At 73.4% G+C, this 21,065-nt stretch carries 17 protein-coding genes; 12 read left to right on the top strand and 5 right to left on the bottom strand.

Features of this window, described 5'->3' with window-relative positions; genetic code table 11:
* Positions 1–45 precede the first annotated feature (45 nt).
* The 3 genes from ACYVOO_RS35300 to ACYVOO_RS35290 all read right to left on the bottom strand — a co-directional run bounded on the left by ACYVOO_RS35300 (position 46) and on the right by ACYVOO_RS35290 (position 4,125).
* Complete coding sequence (locus ACYVOO_RS35300) at positions 46–414, bottom strand: YciI family protein (RefSeq protein ID WP_461019809.1); 369 nt, start codon at positions 412–414, stop codon at positions 46–48.
* Positions 415–575: 161 nt separating this feature from the next.
* Positions 576–3,326 carry an ATP-binding protein gene (locus tag ACYVOO_RS35295; RefSeq protein ID WP_461019808.1) on the bottom strand — a complete coding sequence of 917 codons (2,751 nt, stop codon included), beginning with the start codon at positions 3,324–3,326 and terminating at the stop codon, positions 576–578.
* Between the two features lie 127 nt (positions 3,327–3,453).
* Positions 3,454–4,125, bottom strand: a complete 672-nt coding sequence (locus tag ACYVOO_RS35290) for a class I SAM-dependent methyltransferase (protein WP_461019807.1) — start codon at positions 4,123–4,125, stop codon at positions 3,454–3,456.
* 218 nt (positions 4,126–4,343) lie between these two features.
* Here ACYVOO_RS35290 and ACYVOO_RS35285 point away from each other — a divergent pair, with 218 nt between their 5' ends.
* The 9 genes from ACYVOO_RS35285 (at position 4,344) to ACYVOO_RS35245 (ending at position 15,402) form a co-directional block, all read left to right on the top strand.
* On the top strand, positions 4,344–6,686 hold the full coding sequence (locus ACYVOO_RS35285) for an acyl-CoA dehydrogenase (protein WP_461019806.1): 2,343 nt from the start codon (positions 4,344–4,346) through the stop codon (positions 6,684–6,686).
* A 25-nt stretch (positions 6,687–6,711) separates the two neighbouring features.
* A complete protein-coding gene (locus ACYVOO_RS35280; RefSeq protein ID WP_461019805.1) occupies positions 6,712–7,935 on the top strand; it encodes a lipid-transfer protein in 1,224 nt (407 codons plus the stop codon).
* Positions 7,936–8,164: 229 nt separating this feature from the next.
* The gene (locus tag ACYVOO_RS35275; RefSeq protein ID WP_461019827.1) at positions 8,165–8,833 is read left to right on the top strand and encodes a molybdopterin-dependent oxidoreductase; all 669 of its coding nucleotides are present in this window, start codon (positions 8,165–8,167) and stop codon (positions 8,831–8,833) included.
* Complete coding sequence (locus ACYVOO_RS35270) at positions 8,772–9,518, top strand: cytochrome b/b6 domain-containing protein (protein WP_461019804.1); 747 nt, start codon at positions 8,772–8,774, stop codon at positions 9,516–9,518. Before ACYVOO_RS35275 ends, ACYVOO_RS35270 begins: the two co-directional genes overlap by 62 nt.
* A gap of 83 nt (positions 9,519–9,601) precedes the next feature.
* On the top strand, positions 9,602–11,203 hold the full coding sequence (locus ACYVOO_RS35265; protein WP_461019803.1) for an MFS transporter: 1,602 nt from the start codon (positions 9,602–9,604) through the stop codon (positions 11,201–11,203).
* Positions 11,187–12,035: an SDR family NAD(P)-dependent oxidoreductase gene (locus ACYVOO_RS35260; RefSeq protein ID WP_461019802.1), complete on the top strand. Its 849-nt coding sequence runs from the start codon at positions 11,187–11,189 to the stop codon at positions 12,033–12,035. Before ACYVOO_RS35265 ends, ACYVOO_RS35260 begins: the two co-directional genes overlap by 17 nt.
* Positions 12,036–12,317: 282 nt before the next feature.
* Complete coding sequence (locus ACYVOO_RS35255; RefSeq protein ID WP_461019801.1) at positions 12,318–13,187, top strand: MaoC/PaaZ C-terminal domain-containing protein; 870 nt, start codon at positions 12,318–12,320, stop codon at positions 13,185–13,187.
* A gap of 125 nt (positions 13,188–13,312) precedes the next feature.
* Complete coding sequence (locus ACYVOO_RS35250; RefSeq protein WP_461019800.1) at positions 13,313–14,389, top strand: alcohol dehydrogenase catalytic domain-containing protein; 1,077 nt, start codon at positions 13,313–13,315, stop codon at positions 14,387–14,389.
* 80 nt (positions 14,390–14,469) lie between these two features.
* On the top strand, positions 14,470–15,402 hold the full coding sequence (locus tag ACYVOO_RS35245; protein ID WP_461019799.1) for a 3-oxoacyl-ACP reductase: 933 nt from the start codon (positions 14,470–14,472) through the stop codon (positions 15,400–15,402).
* Positions 15,403–15,472: 70 nt separating this feature from the next.
* Here ACYVOO_RS35245 and ACYVOO_RS35240 read toward each other — a convergent pair whose 3' ends face one another.
* Complete coding sequence (locus ACYVOO_RS35240) at positions 15,473–15,682, bottom strand: hypothetical protein (protein WP_461019798.1); 210 nt, start codon at positions 15,680–15,682, stop codon at positions 15,473–15,475.
* Between the two features lie 73 nt (positions 15,683–15,755).
* Entirely contained in the window at positions 15,756–17,039 is a 1,284-nt protein-coding gene (locus tag ACYVOO_RS35235) for a hypothetical protein (RefSeq protein ID WP_461019797.1), read from the bottom strand.
* Positions 17,040–18,018: 979 nt separating this feature from the next.
* Here ACYVOO_RS35235 and ACYVOO_RS35230 point away from each other — a divergent pair.
* The 3 genes from ACYVOO_RS35230 to ACYVOO_RS35220 are packed head-to-tail and all read left to right on the top strand — an operon-like array spanning position 18,019 to position 20,836.
* Positions 18,019–18,903: a Nif3-like dinuclear metal center hexameric protein gene (locus ACYVOO_RS35230; protein ID WP_461019796.1), complete on the top strand. Its 885-nt coding sequence runs from the start codon at positions 18,019–18,021 to the stop codon at positions 18,901–18,903.
* Complete coding sequence (locus ACYVOO_RS35225) at positions 18,900–19,643, top strand: zinc ribbon domain-containing protein (protein WP_453348793.1); 744 nt, start codon at positions 18,900–18,902, stop codon at positions 19,641–19,643. Before ACYVOO_RS35230 ends, ACYVOO_RS35225 begins: the two co-directional genes overlap by 4 nt.
* Positions 19,643–20,836 carry a bifunctional RNase H/acid phosphatase gene (locus tag ACYVOO_RS35220; RefSeq protein ID WP_461019795.1) on the top strand — a complete coding sequence of 398 codons (1,194 nt, stop codon included), beginning with the start codon at positions 19,643–19,645 and terminating at the stop codon, positions 20,834–20,836. Before ACYVOO_RS35225 ends, ACYVOO_RS35220 begins: the two co-directional genes overlap by 1 nt.
* Positions 20,837–21,065 lie beyond the last annotated feature (229 nt).

Genomic DNA, 21,065 nt, shown 5'->3' with positions numbered 1-21,065 from the left:
CGGCCGTGTCGCGGTCGGCGGCGGGTCAGGCCGCCGACCGGACCGTCATGCGCCGGGCTGCTCCTGGAGGGCACGTACCTCGACCCTGCTCCGCAGCGCACGCGAGGCCTGCTTGGTCCATTCGATCGCGACGTCGTCGTTCTCGGCCTCGATGATCCAGAAGCCGCCCAGGTACTCCTTGGCCTCGACGAACGGGCCCGGTGTGAGGACGGGGCTGTCACCGGAGTAGTCCACCGTGGTCGCGCTCGACGGCGGCTGGAGACCGCCTGCGGTCACGAACGCGCCCGCCTCCTGGAGGGCGGTGTTGAACGCACCGACCTCGGCGATCATCTCCTGCAACTCCGCGGGGTCCATGCTCTCCATCGTCGGCTCCTCGGCGGCGTCGTGGGGGAGGCTCAGAAAGTACTGCGTCATGGTCGTCTCCTCGTCATCGGCGTTGCTCCGCGGCCGGCGGCCGCGCTGCCTCGATGCCGGAAACGCTATGCGGGGCGCCCCAGCGCCGTATCGGTCATCGTGACCGGTGTCCGGGACCCGATGACTGGCGTCGGCCCGTCGGCCCGTCGGCCCGTCGGCCGTCAGACGAGGCCGGCCAGCTCGGCGCGACCGGTGACGCCGAGTTTCGGATACGCCTTGTAGAGGTGGTGGCCGACGGTCCGTGGGCTGAGGAAGAGCTGTGCGGCGATCTCCTTGTTCGTCCGACCGGTGGCGGCCAGCCGTACGACCTGCAACTCCTGCGGGGTCAACAGGGTGAGCGGGCCGCTGCGCCGAGGCTCGTCGCCCCGCTCGCCGAAGGCGGCCAGTTCGCCGCGCGCACGCTCTGCCCAGAGCCGCGCGCCGAGGCCCTCGAACGCGGACACCGCCGCCGCGAGATGGGCGCGGGCCTCGGTACGGCGGCGCTGGCGGCGCAGCCACTCGCCGTAGACGAGCTGGGTACGGGCACGCTCATAGGGGCCGCCGTGCCGCTCCTGGAGCCGCAGCGCCTCGGCGTACAGCGCGTCGGCGTCGGGAGCGCCGTTGCTGTCGCTTTCGCCGTCATCGGCCAGCAGGGCCCGGCAGCGCAGTACGAGCCCGGTCGCGACGGGGCGGTCGACGTGCTCGGCCCAGTGCCGGAACGCCGCCAGTGGTCCGCGGGCGCGATCCGGCGTGCCGCCGCGCACGGCGGCCTCCACCAGATCGGGCACAGCGCGGACCAGGAGGTCGCGGCTCGCGGGCCCCCGGCACACCCTCTCCAGCCGGTCGCACGCTTCCCCGAACCGCCGGGCGGAAAGGTCGAGCATGCCGAGACCCCAGTCCGCGATCTCGGCGTTGATGTGCTGCCGGGCCCGGGCTCGCGGGAGCACCTCCTCGGCGAGAGCCCGGCAGCGCGGCTCGTCACCCGACACGGCGTGCAACCACACCTCCACCGACCGGTGTGCCAGGTGCTCGGTCGTGTTCCCGAGTTCGGCGCTCACGGTCGCGCCTTCCGCCACACACGCGCGGGCGTCCGCGAACTCACCCCGGAAGAGCCGCGCCACGGCGAGCACGTTCAGGGTGTACGGGACCCACCCCAGCGCCCCGGTGGCCCGCACCTCGGCCAGCATGTCCTCTGCCCCGGCGACGACGCCGTCGTCGTCCGCGATCATGAGCCCGCCGAACCCGGCCGTGATGCGCTGCATCAGGTCGTTCCCGCCGCCGCGTGTGGTGGCGTAGAGCGCGCGCATCGGGCCGACGGCCTTTTCCGGGCGTCCGGCGAACAGCTCCGCCCACCCGAGAAGGGCGGCGAGCACCGGTGCCCAGTGCTCCGGCGGGGTGAACCCGCGCATCAGATCCGCCGCACGCTCCAGCAGGTCGTGCGCCGCTCCGTGCCGGGCGGCGTGCGCTGCCTCGAAGAACGTGAGCGCGGCGCGCTCCGGATCGGCGTCGCGCACCAGCGCGGCGGCCTCGATCGTCAGCTCCGCGTCGGCCCGCGGGGAGGTGCGTTCGTACTCCACGGCGCCACGCGTATAGATGGCGTCGGTCCGGATGCCGGGGTCGGTGGTGAGCGAGAGCGCTTCGGCCGCCAGCCGGGCGGCGCGGTCGGCCTTGCCCGCGTCGAACGCGGCCTGGCTGGCCCGCGCGATACGCCGGGCCTTCAGCTCCCGGTCGGCGCTGAGCCGCCCCGCGCGGTCGTAGGCGGCGGACACCGCCATCGCGCCGCCCCGGTGCCAGGCCCGCTCCGCCGCACCTTCGAGTTCGGCGGCCACCGCCTCGTCGGGGGCGGTGGTGGCAGCGGCGAGGTGCCACGCCCGGCGGTCCGCTTCGGCCTCCGCGCCCAGCGCGTCGGCGTACGCGCGATGTACCTCGATCCGCTGGTGCAGCGGCGCGTCCTGGTAAGCGGCTGCCCGTACCAGGGGGTGGCGGAACGTGATCCGGCTGTCGATCCGGAGCAGCCGCTCGCGTTCGGCGGGCGCCAGATCGCCGGGGGTGCCACCGAGGGCTTCGATCACGTGCAGGATCGTCGCGAGCGGCGCCGCCGTGTCGGCCGCCGCCGCCAGCAGCGCGCGCCGGGTCGGTTCGGGAAGCTCGACGATCTGACGGCGGAACGCCTCCTGCACACGGCGGGCCACCGGCAACGGGCCGACCTGCTCGGCCGGGTCGGGCTCCTCGGCATCGCGTGCCGCGACCCGCGACGACCCCAGCTCGATGATCGCCAGAGGATTGCCGCCGGACTCCGCGAGGACCCGGTTCCGCACCGGTGCGACGAGTTCCGGCGCGTGGTCGTCCAGCAGCCGGGCGGCATCGGGCGCGGCGAGGCCAGGTAGATCCACGACCTCGACGCCCGCGATGTCCAACGGCGCCGACGTCTCGCGCACCGCTAACAGCATCGCGATCGGGTCGGCCACGAAGCGGCGGGCCGCGAACAACAGCGCCTCAACGGAACCCTGGTCGAGCCATTGCAGGTCGTCGACCACGCACAGCAGAGGGGCGTCCTCGGCCAGATCGGCGAGCAACGACAGGGTGCCGGCGGAGATCAGGAACCGATTGGCCTCGTCCCCCTCGGCCAGGCCGAAGGCGCACCGCAGTGCCGTGGCCTGGGGAGCGGGCAGTGCCTCCAGCCGGTCCAGGTGGGGAAACAGGAGTTGGTGCAGTCCGCCGTACGCCAGCTCGGAGTCGGACTCGACCCCTGCTCCGCGGACCACGCGCATGCCGCCCCCGGCTTCGGCGAGCGACACGGCGTGGTCGAGAAGGACCGATTTCCCGATGCCCGCCGCACCTCGCAGCGCCAGCACGCCGCTGCGCGCGTCGCACGCGTCCGTCAGCAGGCGTTGAATCCGCGCTAACTCGACGTCCCTTCCCACCAGCGACATGCGGTCCCCCTAGATGATTGGTTCCTGGGCTTTCGGTGGTCGTCACAGAACACATGAAGCGCGGTGAGGAGAGTCCTCCTGCGTCTCGGCACCGGGTCGCCGCGCGAGATCAACAGGAGTCGGCCGGCTAGCCGTTCGCGCGGCGGAGGACGCGGAGGGAGTGCGTCGCGGAGATCTCCGTGAAGGCGCCGGAGTCCAGGGCGCGGCGGTAGACGCGGAAGGGTGCCTGGCCGCCGTCGGCCGGGTCGGGGAAGACGTCGTGGATCACCAGCAGCCCGCCGGGGGCGAGATGGGGTGTCCAGCCCTCGTAGTCCGCCGTCGCGTGCTCGTCCGTGTGGCCGCCGTCGATGAAGACGAGCCCCACCTGGCCGCCCCACGCGGCGGCCACCGCGGGCGAGCGCCCCACGACCGCGATCACGTGGTCCTCCAGTCCCGCCGCGTGCAGCGTGCGCCGGAACGTCGGCAGCGTGTCCATGCGGCCGACGACCGGGTCCACGACCTCCGGGTCGTGGTACTCCCACCCCGGCTGCTGCTCCTCGCTGCCCCGGTGGTGGTCGACGGTGACCGCGCTGACCCCCGCCTCGCGTGCCGCGTCGGCGAGCAGCAGCGTCGAGCGCCCGCAGTACGTGCCGACCTCCAGCAGCGGCAGCCCCAGCCGGGACGCCTCGACGGCCGCCGCGTACAGCGCGAGGCCCTCGTCGAGGGGCATGAACCCCTTCGCCGCCTCGAACGCGGCGACGGTCTCGTCCTTGGGACGGGGGGAGGGGAGGGGGAGCGGGCGGGCGGGCGACGGGGACATCTCTCTCCGTTTCTCTCCGCGTTCTCTCCGCGCGCCGTACCCGGACATGCCCGGCACGGACGTGCGGCGCGCGGCGCGGCATCTGTCGCGGACCATGCTGCCGTACGGGCGCGCCTTCCCGTCTCCGGGGCGGCGCGGGTGCGGCAGGGGAGACGGGGAGACAGGGAGGCCCGTTCCTGACCTTCCGTCAGAATGAAACGTGTTCTACTGTGCCCCGCATGGGCATCGGGATCACTCAGGAACAGCGGGAACTGGCCGAGGCCGTACGGGGATGGGCCGGGCGCGCCGTGCCGCCCGAAGCGCGGCGCAAGCTGCTGGACGAGCCGCCCGAGCCCGGCGCGCGCCCCGCGTACTGGGAGTCACTGGCCGTGCAGGGCCTGCTCGCCCCGCACCTGCCGGAGGCGGACGGCGGGGGCGGCGGCGGGCTGCTGGACCTCGCCGTCGTGCTGGAGGAGACAGGGCGTGCCGGGCTGCCCGGACCGTATCTGCCCAGCGTGCTGGCCGCCGAGGCGCTGCACAGGGCGGGCCTCGGCACGCTCGTACGGGCGCTCGCGGGCGGCGAGTTGATCGGTGCCGTCGCGCTGGGCACCGGCTCGCTGACCGCGACGCCGACCGCCGACGGCGACTGGGTGCTCGACGGCACCGCGCCGCCCGTCCTCGGCGGCGCGCAGGCGGACATCCTGCTGCTCGCGGCACGCACGGGGCCGGGGGACGGCTCCGGTTCCGGCTCCGGTTCCGGTTCCGGCTCCGGTTCGGGTTCCGGTTCGGGTTACGGTCCGGGTTCCGGGGGCACGGTCCGGCTGGCCGTCGACGCGGACGCCCTGGCCGTACGCGCGCAGGCGGGCGCCGACCCGCTGCGCCCGACCGCCGAGGTCACCGCGCGCAACGTGACCGTCCCCGCCGCGCGCCTGCTCTTCCACGGCGGCGGCCGGGGAACGGAAGCGGCGCACCCCGACCCCGACCCGGTGCCCGATCTGGCGCGGCTGCTGCTGTCGGCCGAGGCGTGCGGCGTCGCCGCGTGGGCGGTCGAGACGGCCGCCGAACACGCCAGGAACCGCGAGCAGTTCGGCCGTCCCATCGGCCAGTTCCAGGGCATCAAGCACCTGTGCGCCGACATGCTCGTACGCCTGGAACAGGCGCGGGCCCTCACCTGGGACGCGGCCAGAGCGGCGGCCGAGGAGACGGCGGCCCCGTCCGGCGCACACGACAACGGGGACGCCGCACGGGTGCGCGCGCTGGCCGTCGCGCTCGCCGCCAGCACCGCGCCGGAGGCGGCGTACGAGTGCGCGAAGGACTGCGTGCAGATCCTCGGCGGCATCGGCTTCACCTGGGAGCACGACGCGCATCTGTATCTGCGCCGCGCCCTCGTCGCACGCCAGCTCATCGGCACCGCGTCGACGCACCACCTGCGCGCCGTCCGCCTCGCCGCCGCGGGCGCGCGCCGCGAGCTGCGGATGGAGCTGCCCGCCTCGGCAGAGCCGTACAGGGAGCGGGCCCGCGCCGCACTGGAGCCGGTCAAGGGGCTCGACCCCGCGTCCGTGCGGCGCAAGCTGGCCCCCACCGGCTACGCGGCGCCGCACCTCCCCGAGCCGTACGGGCTCGGCGCCGGACCCGTGCAGCAGCTCGCCGTGCAGCAGGAGCTGGCCGACGCCGGGGTACGCGTCAGCGACCTCGGCATCGGCACCTGGGTGGTGCCCTCGCTCATCAGCTACGGGACGGAGGCGCAGCGCGAGCGCCATCTGCCGCCCACGCTGCGCGGCGACGTCCTGTGGTGCCAGCTCTTCTCCGAGCCGGGCGCGGGCTCCGATCTCGCCTCCCTCCGTACGCGGGCCGAGCGCACCGAGGACGGAAGCTGGCGCGTGACCGGGCAGAAGGTGTGGACGTCGGCCGCGCAGTGGGCGGACTGGGGCATCCTGCTCGCCCGTACGGACCCGGGGGCGCCCAAGCACAAGGGGCTGACCTACTTCCTCGTCGACATGAAGAACACGCCGGGCATCGACATACGCGCCCTCAAGGAGATGACCGGGGACTCGCTGTTCAACGAGGTCTGGTTCGACGGCGCTCCGCTGCCCGCCGACGCCGTCGTCGGCGAGGTGCACGACGGGTGGCGGGTCGCCCGGCACACCCTCGGCAACGAGCGCGTCCACATGGCCGACCAGCTCACCTTCGGCACCGGCCTCGAAGCCCTGATCCGGCGCACCGTGGCACCGGCCGTGGACGACACCGTGCGCGCCCGCGTCGGCGCGCTGGCCGCGGAGGCGCACGCGCTCGCCTGCGTCGGGATGCGGACGACGCTGGCCCAGGTCTCCGGCCTTGAACCCGGCGCGGGGGCCAGCGTCCGCAAGCTCGTCCAGACCCCGCACCAGCAGAAGGTCGCCGAGCTGGCCCTTGAACTCCTCGGCCCCGAGGGCGCGTTGGCGGAGGGGGCGGGGGAGCGGGCCGTGCACGGGGTACTCATGTCGCGCTGTCTGACCATCGCGGGAGGCACCACGCAGATCCAGCGCAACGTCGTCGCGGAACGGCTGCTCGGCCTGCCCCGCGACCCCGAGCCCACCCGCTGACCCACCTCGTGAGGAGCGTGCACACATGGCTGGCACATCGGCTGGCAAGACGGCTGGCAAGGCGTACATCGTCGGCGTCGGGACGACGAAGTTCGAGAAGCCCGAGACGCGCGACTGGCAGTTCTGGGACATGGCGCGGGAGGCGGGCGCCGGGGCGCTGGAGGACGCCGGTGTGCCGTACGGCCTCGTCGAGCAGGCGCCTGTCGGGTACTGCTACCAGGCGTCGACGGCGGCGCAGCGCGCCGTGTACGAGCTGGGCCTGACCGGCATCCCCGTCTACAACGTCAACAACAACTGCGCGACGGGGTCCACGGCGCTGATGATGGCCCGTCAGTTCGTGGCCTCCGGGCTGAACGACTGCGTCCTCGCGCTGGGCTTCGAGAAGATGAAGAGGGGTTCGCTCGGCGGCGGCGCCGGTTCTTCCGACGACTTCGCGACGTCCCCCGTCGCGCGGCACTACGGGATCATGGCCGCCCGGCACGGCTTCGAGATGTCCCCGCCCACCGCGCAGATCTTCGGCAACGCGGCCCGCGAACACATGGAGCGGTACGGCACCACGCCCGAACAGTTCGCCGCCGTCGGGGAGAAGAACCACCGCCACTCGGCGGCCAACCCGCAGGCCCAGTTCCAGGACGTCTACAGCCTGGACGAGATCCTCGGCTCGCGTACCGTCCACGAGCCGCTGACCAAGCTCCAGTGCTCGCCGACCTCCGACGGCTCGGCCGCCGCCGTCGTCGCCTCGGAGCGCTTCGTGGCCGAACACGGCCTGGCGGACCGCGCGGTGGAGATCGCGGGTCAGGCCATGACGACGGACACCGAGGAGTCCTTCGCCTCCGGCTCCTGCATCGACGTGGTCGGCAAGCCCATGTCGCGCGCCGCTGCCGAGCGGGTCTACGAGGAGTCGGGGCTGGGCATCGAGGACGTGGACGTCATCGAGCTGCACGACTGCTTCTCCGTCAACGAACTGCTCACGTACGAGGCCCTGGGCATGTGTCCTGAGGGCGGCTCGGGCAAGCTCGTCGCCGACGGCGCGACGACGTACGGCGGGCGCTGGGTCGTCAACCCCTCCGGCGGCCTGATCTCCAAGGGGCATCCGCTCGGCGCCACGGGCATCGCCCAGTGCGCGGAGCTGGTCAGGCAGCTGCGCGGCGAGGCGGACGTCCGCCAGGTCGACGGTGCGCGGGTGGGCCTGGCCCACAACATCGGGCTGGGTGGCGCGGCGGTCGTGACGATGCTGCGGCGGGGGTGAGCGCGAGCGGCCTCACCGGCCCCCTGGCCCCTGACGGGGATGACGGAACGGTGACGGCCGCCCGTCGTCCCTGGCATCCGGGCCCCGCCGGTGCTCGAATCGAGGGGTGACCCCACAAGGCGACCCCACCGAAGGAACCGCGTCGGCGAAGGCTCCGGTTCCGAGCCCGGCTCCGGCGACCGTGGCCGACGGGCAGGGCGCGCCCGTCGGACGGCGACTGGTCCTCGGCATGCTCGGGCTGGGCGCGGGCGGCCTCGTCGCCGCGCCCTACGCGCAGCGCGCACTGGAGAACGTCCTGGGCTCCGTCTCCGACAAGGACCCCACGGGCGTCACGGGCCTGCTCCCCAACGGCGGCGGGTTCCGCTACTACTCCGTCGCCTCCTCGGTACCGCACCGGAACGAGAGCGACTACAGGCTCACCGTCGACGGCCTCGTCGAGCGCCCCCGCCACTACGGGCTCGCCCAACTGCGCGCCCTCCCGCAGGAGCGCATGGTGCGCGACGTGCAGTGCGTGACGGGGTGGCGGGTGCCCGACACGCCGTTCGAGGGCGTCAGGCTCGCGCGGCTGCTCGACGCGGCAGGCGTACGGGACGAGGCCACCGCCGTCCGCTTCACCTGCTTCGACGGCGCCTACAGCGAGAGCCTCACGCTGGAGCAGGCCCGTCGCGCCGACGTACTCGTCGCGCTGCGCATGCGCGACGAGCCGCTGAGCCACGCGCACGGCGGGCCCGCGCGGCTGTACGTCGCGCCCATGTACTTCTACAAGTCGGCGAAGTGGCTCTCCGGCATCACCCTCACCCGCGAAGTGCGGCCCGGCTACTGGGAGAAGCGCGGCTATGACATCGACGCCTGGGTCGGCCGGTCCAACGGACGCGACGACGTCCCCACCGCCACCTGACCGGCCAGGCCCCGCCCCCGAGCCCCGCCTCACGCGCTTCACCCGCGCCGAACGCTGGACCCACCACGCCACGGGCGCCCTCTTCGGCCTGTGCGTGGGAACGGCCCTGTGCCTCTACGTGCCGGGCCTGGCCCAGCTCGTCGGGCGCAGGTGGCTGATGGTGACCCTGCACGAGTGGTCCGGGCTGCTGCTGCCCGTGCCCGTCCTGCTCGGGCTGGCCTCGCGCGCCCTGCGGGCCGACCTGCGCCGCCTCAACCGCTTCGCGTCCCACGACCGCCGCTGGCTGCGCGCCGCGCTGCGGCAGCGCCGCCGCCCTGTGCCCGCTTCCGCGCCGGGACTCGCCCCCGGACCCGGCAAGTTCAACGCCGGGCAGAAGATCTACGCGGCCTGGCTCGCCGGTGCCGTGTTGGTGATGACGGCCACGGGTCTGATGATGTGGTTCACGCACCTGACCCCGCTGCTCTGGCGCACGAGCGCGACCTTCGTCCACGACTGGCTCGCCCTCGCGATCGGCCTGGCCCTCCTCGCCCACATCGGCCTCGCCTACGCCGACCCCGAGGCCCGGCGCGGCATCCGCACCGGCACCGTCGCACGCCCCTGGGCCCGCCGCGAACACCCGCTCTGGGAGCGGGAGGAACGGGAGGAGCGGGGGAAGCCCGAGGCGTGGGAGGGCCCCGGGACCTAGGTCCACCGGTCCACCGGTCCACCGGTCTGCCGCCTGGCGATGTGCCGGTGTGTGCGCCGTGCGCCGGATGCGAGCATGGCGAGATGGCCCAGTCCTCGTCCCCATCCCCATCCGAAAGCGGTTCCTCCTCCGGCATATCCGAGTCCGGCATATCCGACGGCGGGAACGGTTCCCGCCGCACGGCCCCGCATCTGTGGGCGGTGGTACTCGCCGCCTGCGCCGGGCAGTTCCTCGTCGTGCTCGACATCTCCGTCGTCAACGTCGCCCTGCCCTCGATGCGCGGGGACCTGGGGCTCAGCGGGGTCGGGCTCCAGTGGGTGGTCAACGCGTACACCCTCACCTTCGCCGGACTGCTGCTGCTCGGCGGCCGGGCTGGCGACCTCTACGGGCGCAAGCGGACGTTCCTCGTCGGCCTCGGCCTCTTCACCGCGGCGAGCCTCGCGGGCGGCGTCGCACAGGAGCCGTGGCAGCTCGTCGCCGCGCGGGCCGTGCAGGGCATGGGCGCGGCCGTGCTGGCCCCGGCGACGCTGACGATCCTGACGACCACGTTCCCCGAGGGCGCCGCGCGCACCCGCGCCATCGCCACGTGGTCGGCGGTCGGCGCGGGCGGCGGCGCGGCGGGCGGCCTCGTCGGCGGGCTGCTCACCGACGCGCTCTCGTGGCGCTGGGTGCTGCTGATCAACGTGCCGGTCGGCGCCCTCGTCCTGTTGGCCGCCGCGGTGTGGGTGGCCGAGAGCCGCGAGGACGCGGCGCGCCGCAGGCTCGACGTGCTCGGCGCCGTGCTGGTCACGGGCGGGCTCGGCGCTGTGGCTTACGGGATCGTACGGACCGAGTCCCTCGGCTGGGCGGCGCTCGGCTCGCTCGGGCCGCTGGCGGCCGGGCTGGCGCTGCTCGCGCTGTTCGTCCTGGTGGAGGCGCGCACGGCGGAGCCCCTGATCCCGCTGAAGCTGTTCCGGCTGCGGTCGGTCTCGGCGGCGAACCTCGCCATGTTCGTGTGCGGTGCCGCGATGTTCTCGATGTGGTACTTCGTCTCGCTCTATATGCAGAACGTGCTGCACTTCACGCCCGTACAGGCCGGGCTCGGCTTCCTGCCGCAGTCCTTCAGCATCGTCGTCGCCTCCAAGTCGGCGCCGCTGCTGATGCGGCGCGTCGGCAGCAGGAGCGTCGCCGTGGGAGGCGCCGCGCTCGGGTGCGTGGGCTATGTGTGGCAGAGCGGCATGCACGCGGGCGGCGGCTATCTGGAGACGGTGTGCGGCCCCGGTGTGCTGATCGCGCTCGGCGCCGGGTTCCTGGCGACGCCGCTCGCCTCCGTGGCCACCGAGGGCGCCGCCGCGCGCGACGCGGGGCTCGTCTCGGGCCTGGTCAACACCTCGCGGACCATGGGCGGCGCGCTGGGCCTCGCCGTGCTCTCGACGGTCGCGGCCTCCCGCATCGACCATGGGGGCCACGGCTCGGGCGAGAGCCCGGGCACCCTCGCCTCCGGCTACGGGCTGGCGTTCCTCACGGGTGCGGGGATCCTCTTCGCCTGCGTGGTATTCATGATCCTCGCCCTGCCCCGCGGACGCGACGGACACGACAAGCGCGACGGAGCCGGGCCGCACGGGCAGCAGCAAGCAGAAGCGGCCAAAAAGGCCGGAGACGACGAAGAAGGGGAACGGGAAGCCGCGGATGCCACCAGCCGATGACCCCGTGCCGTCCGAAGCCGAAGCGCAGGTCACCCCGGGCGGCCCCGCCCACGATTCCGGACCCGCCCTCTTTCCCGCGACCGGCCGCCGCGTCCTGGTCAGCGGCGCCTCGCGCGGGCTCGGCCGGGCGCTGGCCAGCGCGTTCGCCCGCAACGGCGACCGCGTCGCCGTCCACTACGGCACGCGCCGCGCGGAGGCCGAGGAGACCCTCGCCGGGCTCGAAGGCGCGGGCCACACCCTCCTCGGCGCCGACATCGCCGACCCCGCGCAGGCCGCGCGCCTGGTGGACGACGCGGCGCGGGAGCTGGGCGGCCTCGACGTGCTGGTCAACAACGCCGCCGTCAACACCCCGCATCCGCCCGCCCGTTCCTCGTACGAGGAGTGGACGGCGGCCTGGCAGCAGCACACAGCCGTCAACCTCCTGGGCACCGCCTGGCTCAGCCACCGCGCGGCCCACCACATGACCGAGGCAGGCCGGGGCGGGCGCATCGTCAACATCGGCTCGCGCGGCGCGTTCCGCGGCGAGCCCGACCACCCCGCCTACGGCGCGACGAAGGCGGCCGTACACGCGCTGGGCCAGTCGCTGGCCGTCGCGCTGGCGCCGCACCGCATCGCGGTGGCCTCCGTCGCGCCGGGCTTCTTCGCGACGGAGCGGGTCGCGCACCGGCTCACAGGGGCCGAGGGCGAGGCGATCCGCGCGCAGAGCCCGTACGGGCGCGTCGCGAGCGCCGAGGAGATCGCCGAAGCGGTGCTCTGGCTGGCCTCACCGGCGGCCGAGTGGAGCAGCGGCACGGTGCTGGACGTCAACGGGGCCTCGTACCTGCGGACTTGAGGCGGCCCGCGGGGTGCTTCCCGCGCGCTACGGGCACGTCGCGGGCACATGTCTGACGCGGCGTCAGGGGGTTCCCAAGTCCAGGACCGTGCGTTATACAGGAGGCCATCGGTTAGAACGTGTTCTTGTTCCGGTGCCGTTCGGCCGATCCGGAGCGACCCCGGCACGGCCGACGGTGCGGACGGCCGTGCCGGGGTCTTCGTCACGCCACGCACCAGCACAGCACCGCAGCCACGCAGCACCCGCCCGTCAGGAGCCGAGGACCCGAGGAGCCGAAGCCCCATGCCCATCGACGCAGAGAAGGCCGTCGCGGCCGAGCCGCGCAGGACCGAGATCTCCTGGGACCACAAGGACGTCCAGCTCTACCACCTGGGCCTCGGCGCGGGCGTGCCCGCGACCGACCCCGCCGAACTGCGCTACACGCTGGAGAGCAAGCTGCACGTCCTGCCCAGCTTCGCCACCGTCGCGGGCGCCGGCATGGGCGTCATGGGCGGGATGGCGGCCCCCGGCATCGAGGTGGACCTCGCCGCCGTGCTGCACGGCTCGCAGCGCGTCGAGACGCACCGGGCCATCCCGATCAGCGGCGAGGCCGTGCTCACGGCGCGCGTCGCCGCCGTCTACGACAAGGGCAAGGCAGCCGTCATCGTCCTGCGTACCGAGGCGGCCGACGAGGAGGGCCCGCTGTGGACGTCCGAGTCCCAGATCTTCGTACGCGGCGAGGGCGGCTTCGGCGGCGAACGCGGCCCCTCCCAGCGCCTGGAGGCACCCGAGGGTGCCCCTGACCACGTCGTGGACCGCCCGGTGCGCGAGGACCAGGCGCTCCTCTACCGGCTCTCGGGCGACTGGAACCCGCTGCACGCCGACCCCGAGTTCGCCGCCCTCGCGGGCTTCGAGCGGCCCATCCTGCACGGGCTGTGCTCGTACGGGATGACGCTCAAGGCCGTCGTCGACACCGTGCTCGGCGGCGACGTGAGCCGGGTCAGGAGCTTCGCCGCGCGCTTCGCCGGGATCGTCCACCCCGGCGAGACGCTCCGGGTGCGGATGTGGGAGGGCGGCGCTGAGGGGGAGGAGGGCCGCGTCCAGTTGACCGTCGGCGCGGTCGAGCGGGACGAGGCGCCGGTGCTGGCCGACGCGGTCGTCACGTACGCGTAGCACCCGTATCCACACCCGCAGCACCCCGCCCGAACCCGCACCCGCACACGCAGCACCCCGCACTCGCACGCAGCACACCCGCCATTCCTTCGTCCGCACCACACACGCGCGAAAGGAGCCGCCCCGTGCGCGCAGCCGTACTGCACGAGACAGGCCAGGACAAGCTGGAAGTCCTCGACGACGTCGAGGCGGTGGGCTTCGGCCCCGGCAAGGTCAAGCTCCGCATCAAGGCCACCGGGCTGTGCCACTCCGACCTCTCCGCGATGAGCGGGGTGCTGCCGCAGCCAGCCCCCTTCGTCCCCGGGCACGAGGGCGCGGGCGAGGTCGTCGAGGTGGGGGAGGGGGTGACCACGCTCAGCGCAGGGGACCGGGTGCTGGTCAGCTGGCTGCCCGCCTGCAACGCCTGCCCCTCCTGCCGCAGGGGCCAGCCGCACCTGTGCCTCGCCGGGTTCATGAACGCGGGGGTGCCCAACTTCCGTCGCCCCGGCGGCGACGTGTTCGGCTTCGCGGGCACGGGCACCTTCGCCGAGGAGGTCGTCGTGGACGCGGCCTGCGCGGTCCCTGTGCCCGACGACCTGCCCTACGAGGTCGCGGCCCTCATCGGCTGCGGCGTCACCACGGGGCTGGGCGCGGCCATCAACACGGCCCGGGTGGAGGCCGGTTCGTCCGTGGCCGTGGTCGGCTGCGGCGGCGTCGGCATCAGCGCCATCCAGGGCGCCCGCGCCTGCGGAGCCGCGCAGATCGTCGCCGTCGACCCCGTCGCGTCGCGGCGCGAGGCGGCACTGCGCTTCGGCGCGACGGAGGCCGTCGAGCCCGGGGAACTGGCCGGTGCCAAGAGCCGGATCACGGGCGACGAGGGCTTCGACTACGTCTTCGAGGTGGTCGGCAAGTCGGCGACCGCGCGCACCGCGTACGAGACGACACGGCGCGGCGGCACCCTCTGCGTGGTCGGCGCGGGCGCTGCCGACGACTTCCTCCAGATCAACATGTTCGAGCTGTTCTTCGACGAGAAGCGCATCCTGCCCTCCCTCTACGGCGGCGGGGACGTGCTCCGCTCCTACGAGCGCGCCATCTCGCTCTGGCGCGCGGGCCGCATCGACCTGGAGGGGCTGATCACCCACCGGGTGCGCTTCGAGGACATCAACGAGGCGATCACGCAGATGCGTACGGGCGAGGCGCTGCGCACCTGCATCTCGTTCTGAGCAGCCGCCGCGTCACGCCTCACGCCTCAGGCATCCGCGTCACGTCATGAGCCCACGAGCCTTCGGAGGAGACCCGGGATATGAGTGTGCAGGGGAAGACCGCCATCGTCACCGGCGCGGGCCGCGGGCTCGGGCGGGCAGAGGCGCTGGAGCTGGCGAAGCTGGGCGCGAACGTCGTCGTCAACGACTACGGACAGCCGGGCCGCGACGGCTCGGGAACCGCCTCGGCCGCGCCCGCCGAGGACGTCGTCGCCGAGATCAGGGCAGCGGGCGGCCAGGCCGTCGCGCACCTGGGCGACGTGGCGGACTTCGCACAGGCCGGGGAACTGGTCCAGTTGGCCGTCGACACCTACGGCGCGCTCGACATCCTGGTCAACAACGCGGGCATCCTGCGCGACAGGATGGTCTTCTCGATGAGCGAGGACGAGTGGGACTCGGTCATCCGCGTCCATCTGAAGGGCCACTTCAACACGACCCACTTCGCCGCCGCGCACTGGCGGGAGCGGTCGAAGGCGGCGGGCGGGCCCGTCTACGGGCGGATCGTCAACACCTCGTCGGAGGCGTTCGTCGCGGGCTCGGCGGGCCAGCCCAACTACGCGGCGGCGAAGGGCGGGATCGTCGGCCTGACGACGTCCACCGCTTCCGCGCTCGCCAAGTACGGCGTGACGGCCAACGCGATCTGCCCGCGCGCCCGCACCCGCATGACGGAGGACGTGTTCCAGGGCTTCGAGGTGCCCGAGGCAGGGCTCGACCCGCTCGCCCCGGAACATGTCGCGCCGCTCGTCGGATATCTCGCCTCTCCCGCCGCGGCGAAGGTCAACGGGCAGTTGCTCGTCGTGCACGGCGGCATGGTCGCGCTGCTCGAACGTCCGCGGGTGGCGGCGAAGTTCGACACCGCAAAGGACGTATTCACCTTCGCGGAACTGGACGAACTGCTGACTCCGTATTTCGCCGACCGGCAGCCGCACGAGACCTTCGCCGCGGGTGAGGTGCTCGCCCTCAAAAAGGACTGAATCCCCGAAAGCGCGTAAGTCCTCCGGAGCGTGCTGGAAGGCGCGCCGCGTTCAGGTGCCCGCGCGTACGTCAGGCCGCCGTATCGGTCCTGGCCTGTGCCTGCGCCTGCGCCTGTGCCTGCGCGGCGACGCCGTCCGCCTGCTGGTCACCGTCCTGTGCAGGACGGCGGTGGCGGCCCTGCGCGGGCAGTCGGCTCTCCTCCGAGCCTGCGGCTGGCCCTCTGTGCTTGCCGCGCCCCGAATTCCGCTCGGTGGGCGCGCCGGTCTGGGTCTCGGACATTGCGAAGTAACTCCGTGGATCTCTTTGCTGCCGTCGTACCCGGCCAGAGTTTAACGAGGATACGGATCTTCCCTCACGCCGTCCGGGTGGTGAGCGGAGCCTGCTGGAGCGGTACGGGTTTGTACGCCTCGGGCCTCGCTGCGGGGTTTCCGCATTCCCCCGCGTCCGCGCCCGAATCCTGTTGTTGCAGGGGCGTGACATCCCGTACGGAGAATGAGACCTCCGTCTCCTCGGCCGTCTCCTCGGCGCCCTCCGCTTTCCCCGCGCGGCGCGGCGTCGCACCCGCGCGCATCAGAGCCGGCGGCCTCTCGTCGGCCTCCGGCTCGGGGACCCGCAGCCGGGCCAGCCCGCACGGGTTGACGGGCGTCGAGTACGGGAGCCGCAGTTCGCCGTCCTCCGTGCACATGCCGTGGCCCGTCAGCCAGCCGTCGGGCGCCGCGAACTGGCGCAGCCTCCGCAGCGAGGGCCGCCACGTGGCCAGCCATGTGCCGTTGGGCCCGTCCACGCGCAGCGCCACCGCGCAGCTCTCCGGCAGCAGCACCTGACGTGGCTGCACGGCGAACGGGGTCAGCCGCACGCCCTGCGGGTGCAGCACCTCGGGGAAGCGGACGGGGCGATGACTGCCCAGCACGCCCCAGCCGAGGCGATCGTGCCCCGGCGCGTCGGACCGCAGCAGGAGCAGGCCGCTGTCCGGGTCGGCCAGCAGCAGCCGGTCCTGGCTGTCCTCCGTGATCTGGAGCAGCGGGGTGACGGCGCCGTGCGCGCCGAGATCGACGGCGACGGTCTTGGTGACCGCGCCCTGCGTACGGTCCAGCGCGAGCAGCCGGCCCGCGCGGTCCAGCCAGGCGCCGCCCGCGCAGTGCCCCGGCACGTCCGCGACCCGCTCGGGGCGTCCGGCGAGGCCGCCCGCGATCAGCCAGACGCCCGTGGAGCGGCCGTCGGGTGCGGGGACGAGTGCGTAGGCGCGACGGCCGCAGGGTGCGGGGGGCAGCAGGGTGAGCCGCCCCGACTCGACGGAGCCCAGGGGGAGTTCGCCCGTGCCGGGGCCTGTCGGGTAGAGCAGCGCGAGCAGATGGCGCTCCGCGGTGGGGCGCGCGATGAGCACGCGCCCGTCGGCGAGGGGGAGCACCTGGGCGTCCGGCTCCTCCGGCTGGCGGCCTGGCAGGGGGACGGCGTAGGGCTCGGGGCCGTCGAGGGTCCAGCGTTCCGGGTACGAGTTGTTCGTGTCGGCCGAGGTGGTGAGGCGCGCCGCGTAGGAGCCGTCGGCGGCGGCGGTGAAACTGGTGTGGGCCGGTGCGGGTGTGGCTCTGGCGTCTTCTCCGTCGCCCGGGGCGGCTTCGAGGGCACAGGCAGTCATGGGTCGATCACCTCCAGTGGCGAAGCTATGCGTCGTACGTCCGGGCGAACAACGCGTGTTGAGCCGCTTCACGCGTACGGGTGGAGGTTTGCCCGTTCGCGGGGCGTGGGGCGCGGCGCTATGCGGGGCCCCTTCGCGGGGCTGCGGAAGGAAACGGGGTTGCCCTGTTCGTCGGGGGTGTTGCGCGGGACGGTTGGCCTGTGTGGTGGGTGCCGTAGGGTCCCGCGCTGGGTTTGTGGGGGTCGCCGCCGTTTTCGGGTGCGGCTGCGTGGGTGGGCGCGGCGTGTGGTTGCGGTGCGGTGCGGCTGGCGCCGCGTGTTTCTTGGCTTGTGCCGGTGGCCGTGTCGGGTTGCTGTGTGGTGGGGGTCGGCGCCGCGCCGGGGTGTCTCCTCGGCGTGAAGGTCTCGTTGTCACCTCTCGGCCGGTGACTTTCTCGACCTGCGGGGACACCCCACCGCGTCCCCTCCCACCCGGTGGCCAACCTCAGGCCGGTGCCCCCTCCGCTTGTCCCCATGCTGTGGACCGGCACCGTGCCGGAGGGGCCCAGCCACCATTGTTGTGGGCAGGCGTTCCGCATGGCGGAACGGGTGGGCACAACCCGTGCCACCGGCCCGCAGTCGCGAACGAGACCCCAAGGGGCACCGGGCTACGCACCCTGTGAAGGGGGTGTTGCGCGGGACGGTTGGCCCGGGGAGTGGGGACCGTAGGTCCCGCGCCGGGGATGTGGCCGGGCTCAGCCCACCCGGCGCGGCACCGGGCACCGTAGAACACGTACCGCACACGGCCACCGTCGGGCACCAGGAATCACGCGGCGCCAGCCGCGAACAACCGGGACCACACGCCGCGCCGCAGCCACCCACCCGCACCCGCGCAACGAAACCCCAACACGCACCCGCCCCCGGAAAGGGGAAACGGGGGCTTCCCGGGAAGTGGGGCGGGGGAGAAACAGGGGGTCAGGGCGGAAGGTAGCCTTTCTTGCGTGCCCGCTCTCTCCGATGTCATCGATGCCCTCGACACGCTATGGCCGCGCGCCGGCGCGGAACCGTGGGACGCGGTCGGCACCGTCTGCGGCGATGTCGCCGCGGACGAGACCCAGGTGACGCGCGTCCTCTTCGCCGTGGACCCCGTCCAGGAGATCGCCGACGAAGCCGTCACACTCGGCGCCGAGCTTCTCGTCACGCACCACCCCCTGTATCTGCGCGGTACGACGACGGTCGCCACCGACACCTTCAAGGGCCGTGTCGTGCACACCCTCATCAAGGGCGGTGTCGCCCTGCACGTGGCCCACACGAACGCCGACATCGCCGACCCCGGCGTCTCCGACGCCCTCGCGGGCGCGCTCGACCTGCGCATCGTGCGCCCGCTGGTGCCGGACAGCACCGATCCGAAGGGGCGCCGCGGGCTCGGCCGGGTCTGTGAGCTGGACCACCCCGTGCCGCTCGCGGAGTTCGCCGAGCGGGTGGCCAGGCGGCTGCCCGCGACGGCGCAGGGCATTCGTGTCGCGGGCGACAAGGACGCGCTCATCCGTACGGTCGCGGTCAGCGGCGGCTCGGGCGACGGCCTCTTCGACGAGGTGCGCGCCGCGGGCGTGGACGCGTACGTGACCGCTGACCTGCGCCACCACCCCGCCTCAGAGGCCCGCGAGAACTCGCCGCTGGCCCTGCTCGACGCCGCCCACTTCGCCACGGAGTGGCCGTGGTGCGAGCAGGCGGCGGCCCAGCTCGACGCGCTCTCCGACCGGCACGGCTGGGGCCTGCGCACGCATGTCTCCCGTACGGTCACCGACCCCTGGACCGCCCACGCGGCGTCCTCCTGGGGCACCTCTTCCGACGTCCCCAACCTCACCACGGGAGCCCCCAACTGAACGCCGCGCCCGCCGATCAGATCCGCCTTCTCGATGTCCAGGCGCTCGACACGCGCCTGACGCAGCTCGCGCACAAGCGCAAGAACCTGCCCGAGCACGAGGAGATCCAGACGCTGGAGGGTGACCTCACCCAGCTCCGCGATCTGCTCGTCGCCGCGCAGACCGAGGAGAGCGACACCGCCCGCGAGCAGACGAAGGCGGAGCAGGACGTCGACCAGGTGCGTCAGCGCGCCTCCCGGGACCAGAAGCGGCTCGACTCGGGCCTGGTCACCAACCCGAAGGACCTGGAGAGCCTCCAGAGCGAGATCGCCTCGCTGGCCAAGCGCCAGGGCGACCTGGAGGACGTGGTCCTGGAGGTCATGGAGCGCCGCGAGTCCGCGCAGGAGCGGGCCGGGGAGCTGGCGCGGCGTGTCGAGTCCGTGCAGGCGAAGACCGAGGACGCGACGGGCCGCCGTGACGCCGCGCTGGAGACCATCGACACCGAGGTGGCGACGGTGAAGAAGGAGCGCGAGATCGTCGCGGGCTCCGTCCCCGCCGAGCTGCTGAAGCTGTACGAGAAGATCCGCGAGCAGCAGGGCGGCGTCGGCGCGGCCCGGCTGTACCAGCGCCGCTGCGAGGGCTGCCAGCTGGAGCTGAACATCACCGAGATGAACGAGGTACGCGCCGCGGCGGCCGAGGAGGTCGTGCGCTGCGAGAACTGCCGCCGCATCCTGGTCCGTACGCCGGAGTCCGGCCTCTGATGGGCGCTCGCTCCTTCCTCGTCGAGGCCGACGGGGGCTCGCGCGGCAACCCGGGGCCCGCCGGTTACGGGTCCGTCGTCAAGGACGCGGCGACGGGCGAGACGCTGCGGGAGGCCGCCGAGTACATCGGTGTGGCGACGAACAACGTCGCCGAGTACCGCGGCCTGGTCGCCGGGCTGCGTGCCGCGTACGAGCTGGACCCGGACGCCGACGTGCTGGTGCGCATGGACTCCAAGCTCGTCGTGGAGCAGATGTCGGGCCGCTGGAAGATCAAGCACCCGGACATGAAGCCGCTCGCCGAGGAGGCGAAGGGGATCTTCCCTGCCGGGGCCGTGTCGTACGAGTGGATCCCGCGCGCCAAGAACAAGCACGCCGACCGGCTCGCGAACGAGGCGATGGACGCGGGTAAGCGGGGCGAGCAGTGGTCGCCCGGCGCGTCCACCGCCGAGCTGGAGGCGGGGACGGAGCCGGAGACGGTCGCTGGTACGTCCGGTGCGGGTGCCGTCGAGGGGGACTCCTCCGCTTACGCCGTCACTCCGCCCGCGCGCGGCGGCTGGGGCCCGGACCTGGGCACGCCCACCACCTTCGTGCTGCTCAGGCACGGCGAGACCGTGCTCACCCCGGAGAAGCGCTTCTCCGGGAGCGGAGGGAGCGACCCCGAGCTGTCGGCCGTGGGAAAGCGCCAGGCCAGGGCGGTCGCCGAGTCGCTGGGCGCGCGCGGCACGGTGCAGGCCATCGTCAGCTCGCCGCTGCGCCGCTGCCAGGAGACGGCGGGGACGATCGCGGAGCGGCTCGGCCTGGAGGTCCGTACGGACGAGGGCCTGCGCGAGACCGACTTCGGTGCCTGGGAGGGCCTGACGTTCGGCGAGGTGCGCGAGCGCTACCCGGACGAGCTGGAGGCGTGGCTCGCCTCGCCCGACGCCGAGCCGGCCGGTGGCGGCGAGAGCTTCACGGCCGTCGCGCGCCGCGTCACCCTCGCGCGCGACAAGCTGCTGGCCCGCTACCCGGGCAAGAAGGTCCTGCTGGTCACGCACGTCACCCCCGTCAAGACGCTGGTGCGGCTGGCGCTGGGAGCACCGCCCGAGTCGCTGTTCCGGATGGAGCTGTCCGCCGCCTCGCTCTCGGCCGTCGCCTACTACGCGGACGGCAACGCCTCGCTGCGTCTTCTGAACGACACCGGTCATCTGAGGTGACCGCGGTGGCTGCTGTGGCCGAGGTGACAGGTTGACCCGCTGAGCTGACGGCTTCCGCCTGTGCGCCGCTCCATGGCCCCGGTTCCGCGCCCCTCACGGGCGGGCCGGGGCCTTCGTCGTGCGCGCCCCCAGGCGCCCCCAAAGGCGGGCGGTCAAAACCGTTGACCCCCTACCGTCTGGTCGGTACGTTCACCGGAATTCACGGCGCCACCCACCATCTCGTTGTCCT

It is taken from the genome of Streptomyces daliensis, from assembly GCF_054782395.1.
This window is presented reverse-complemented; position numbering and strand designations above follow the sequence as displayed.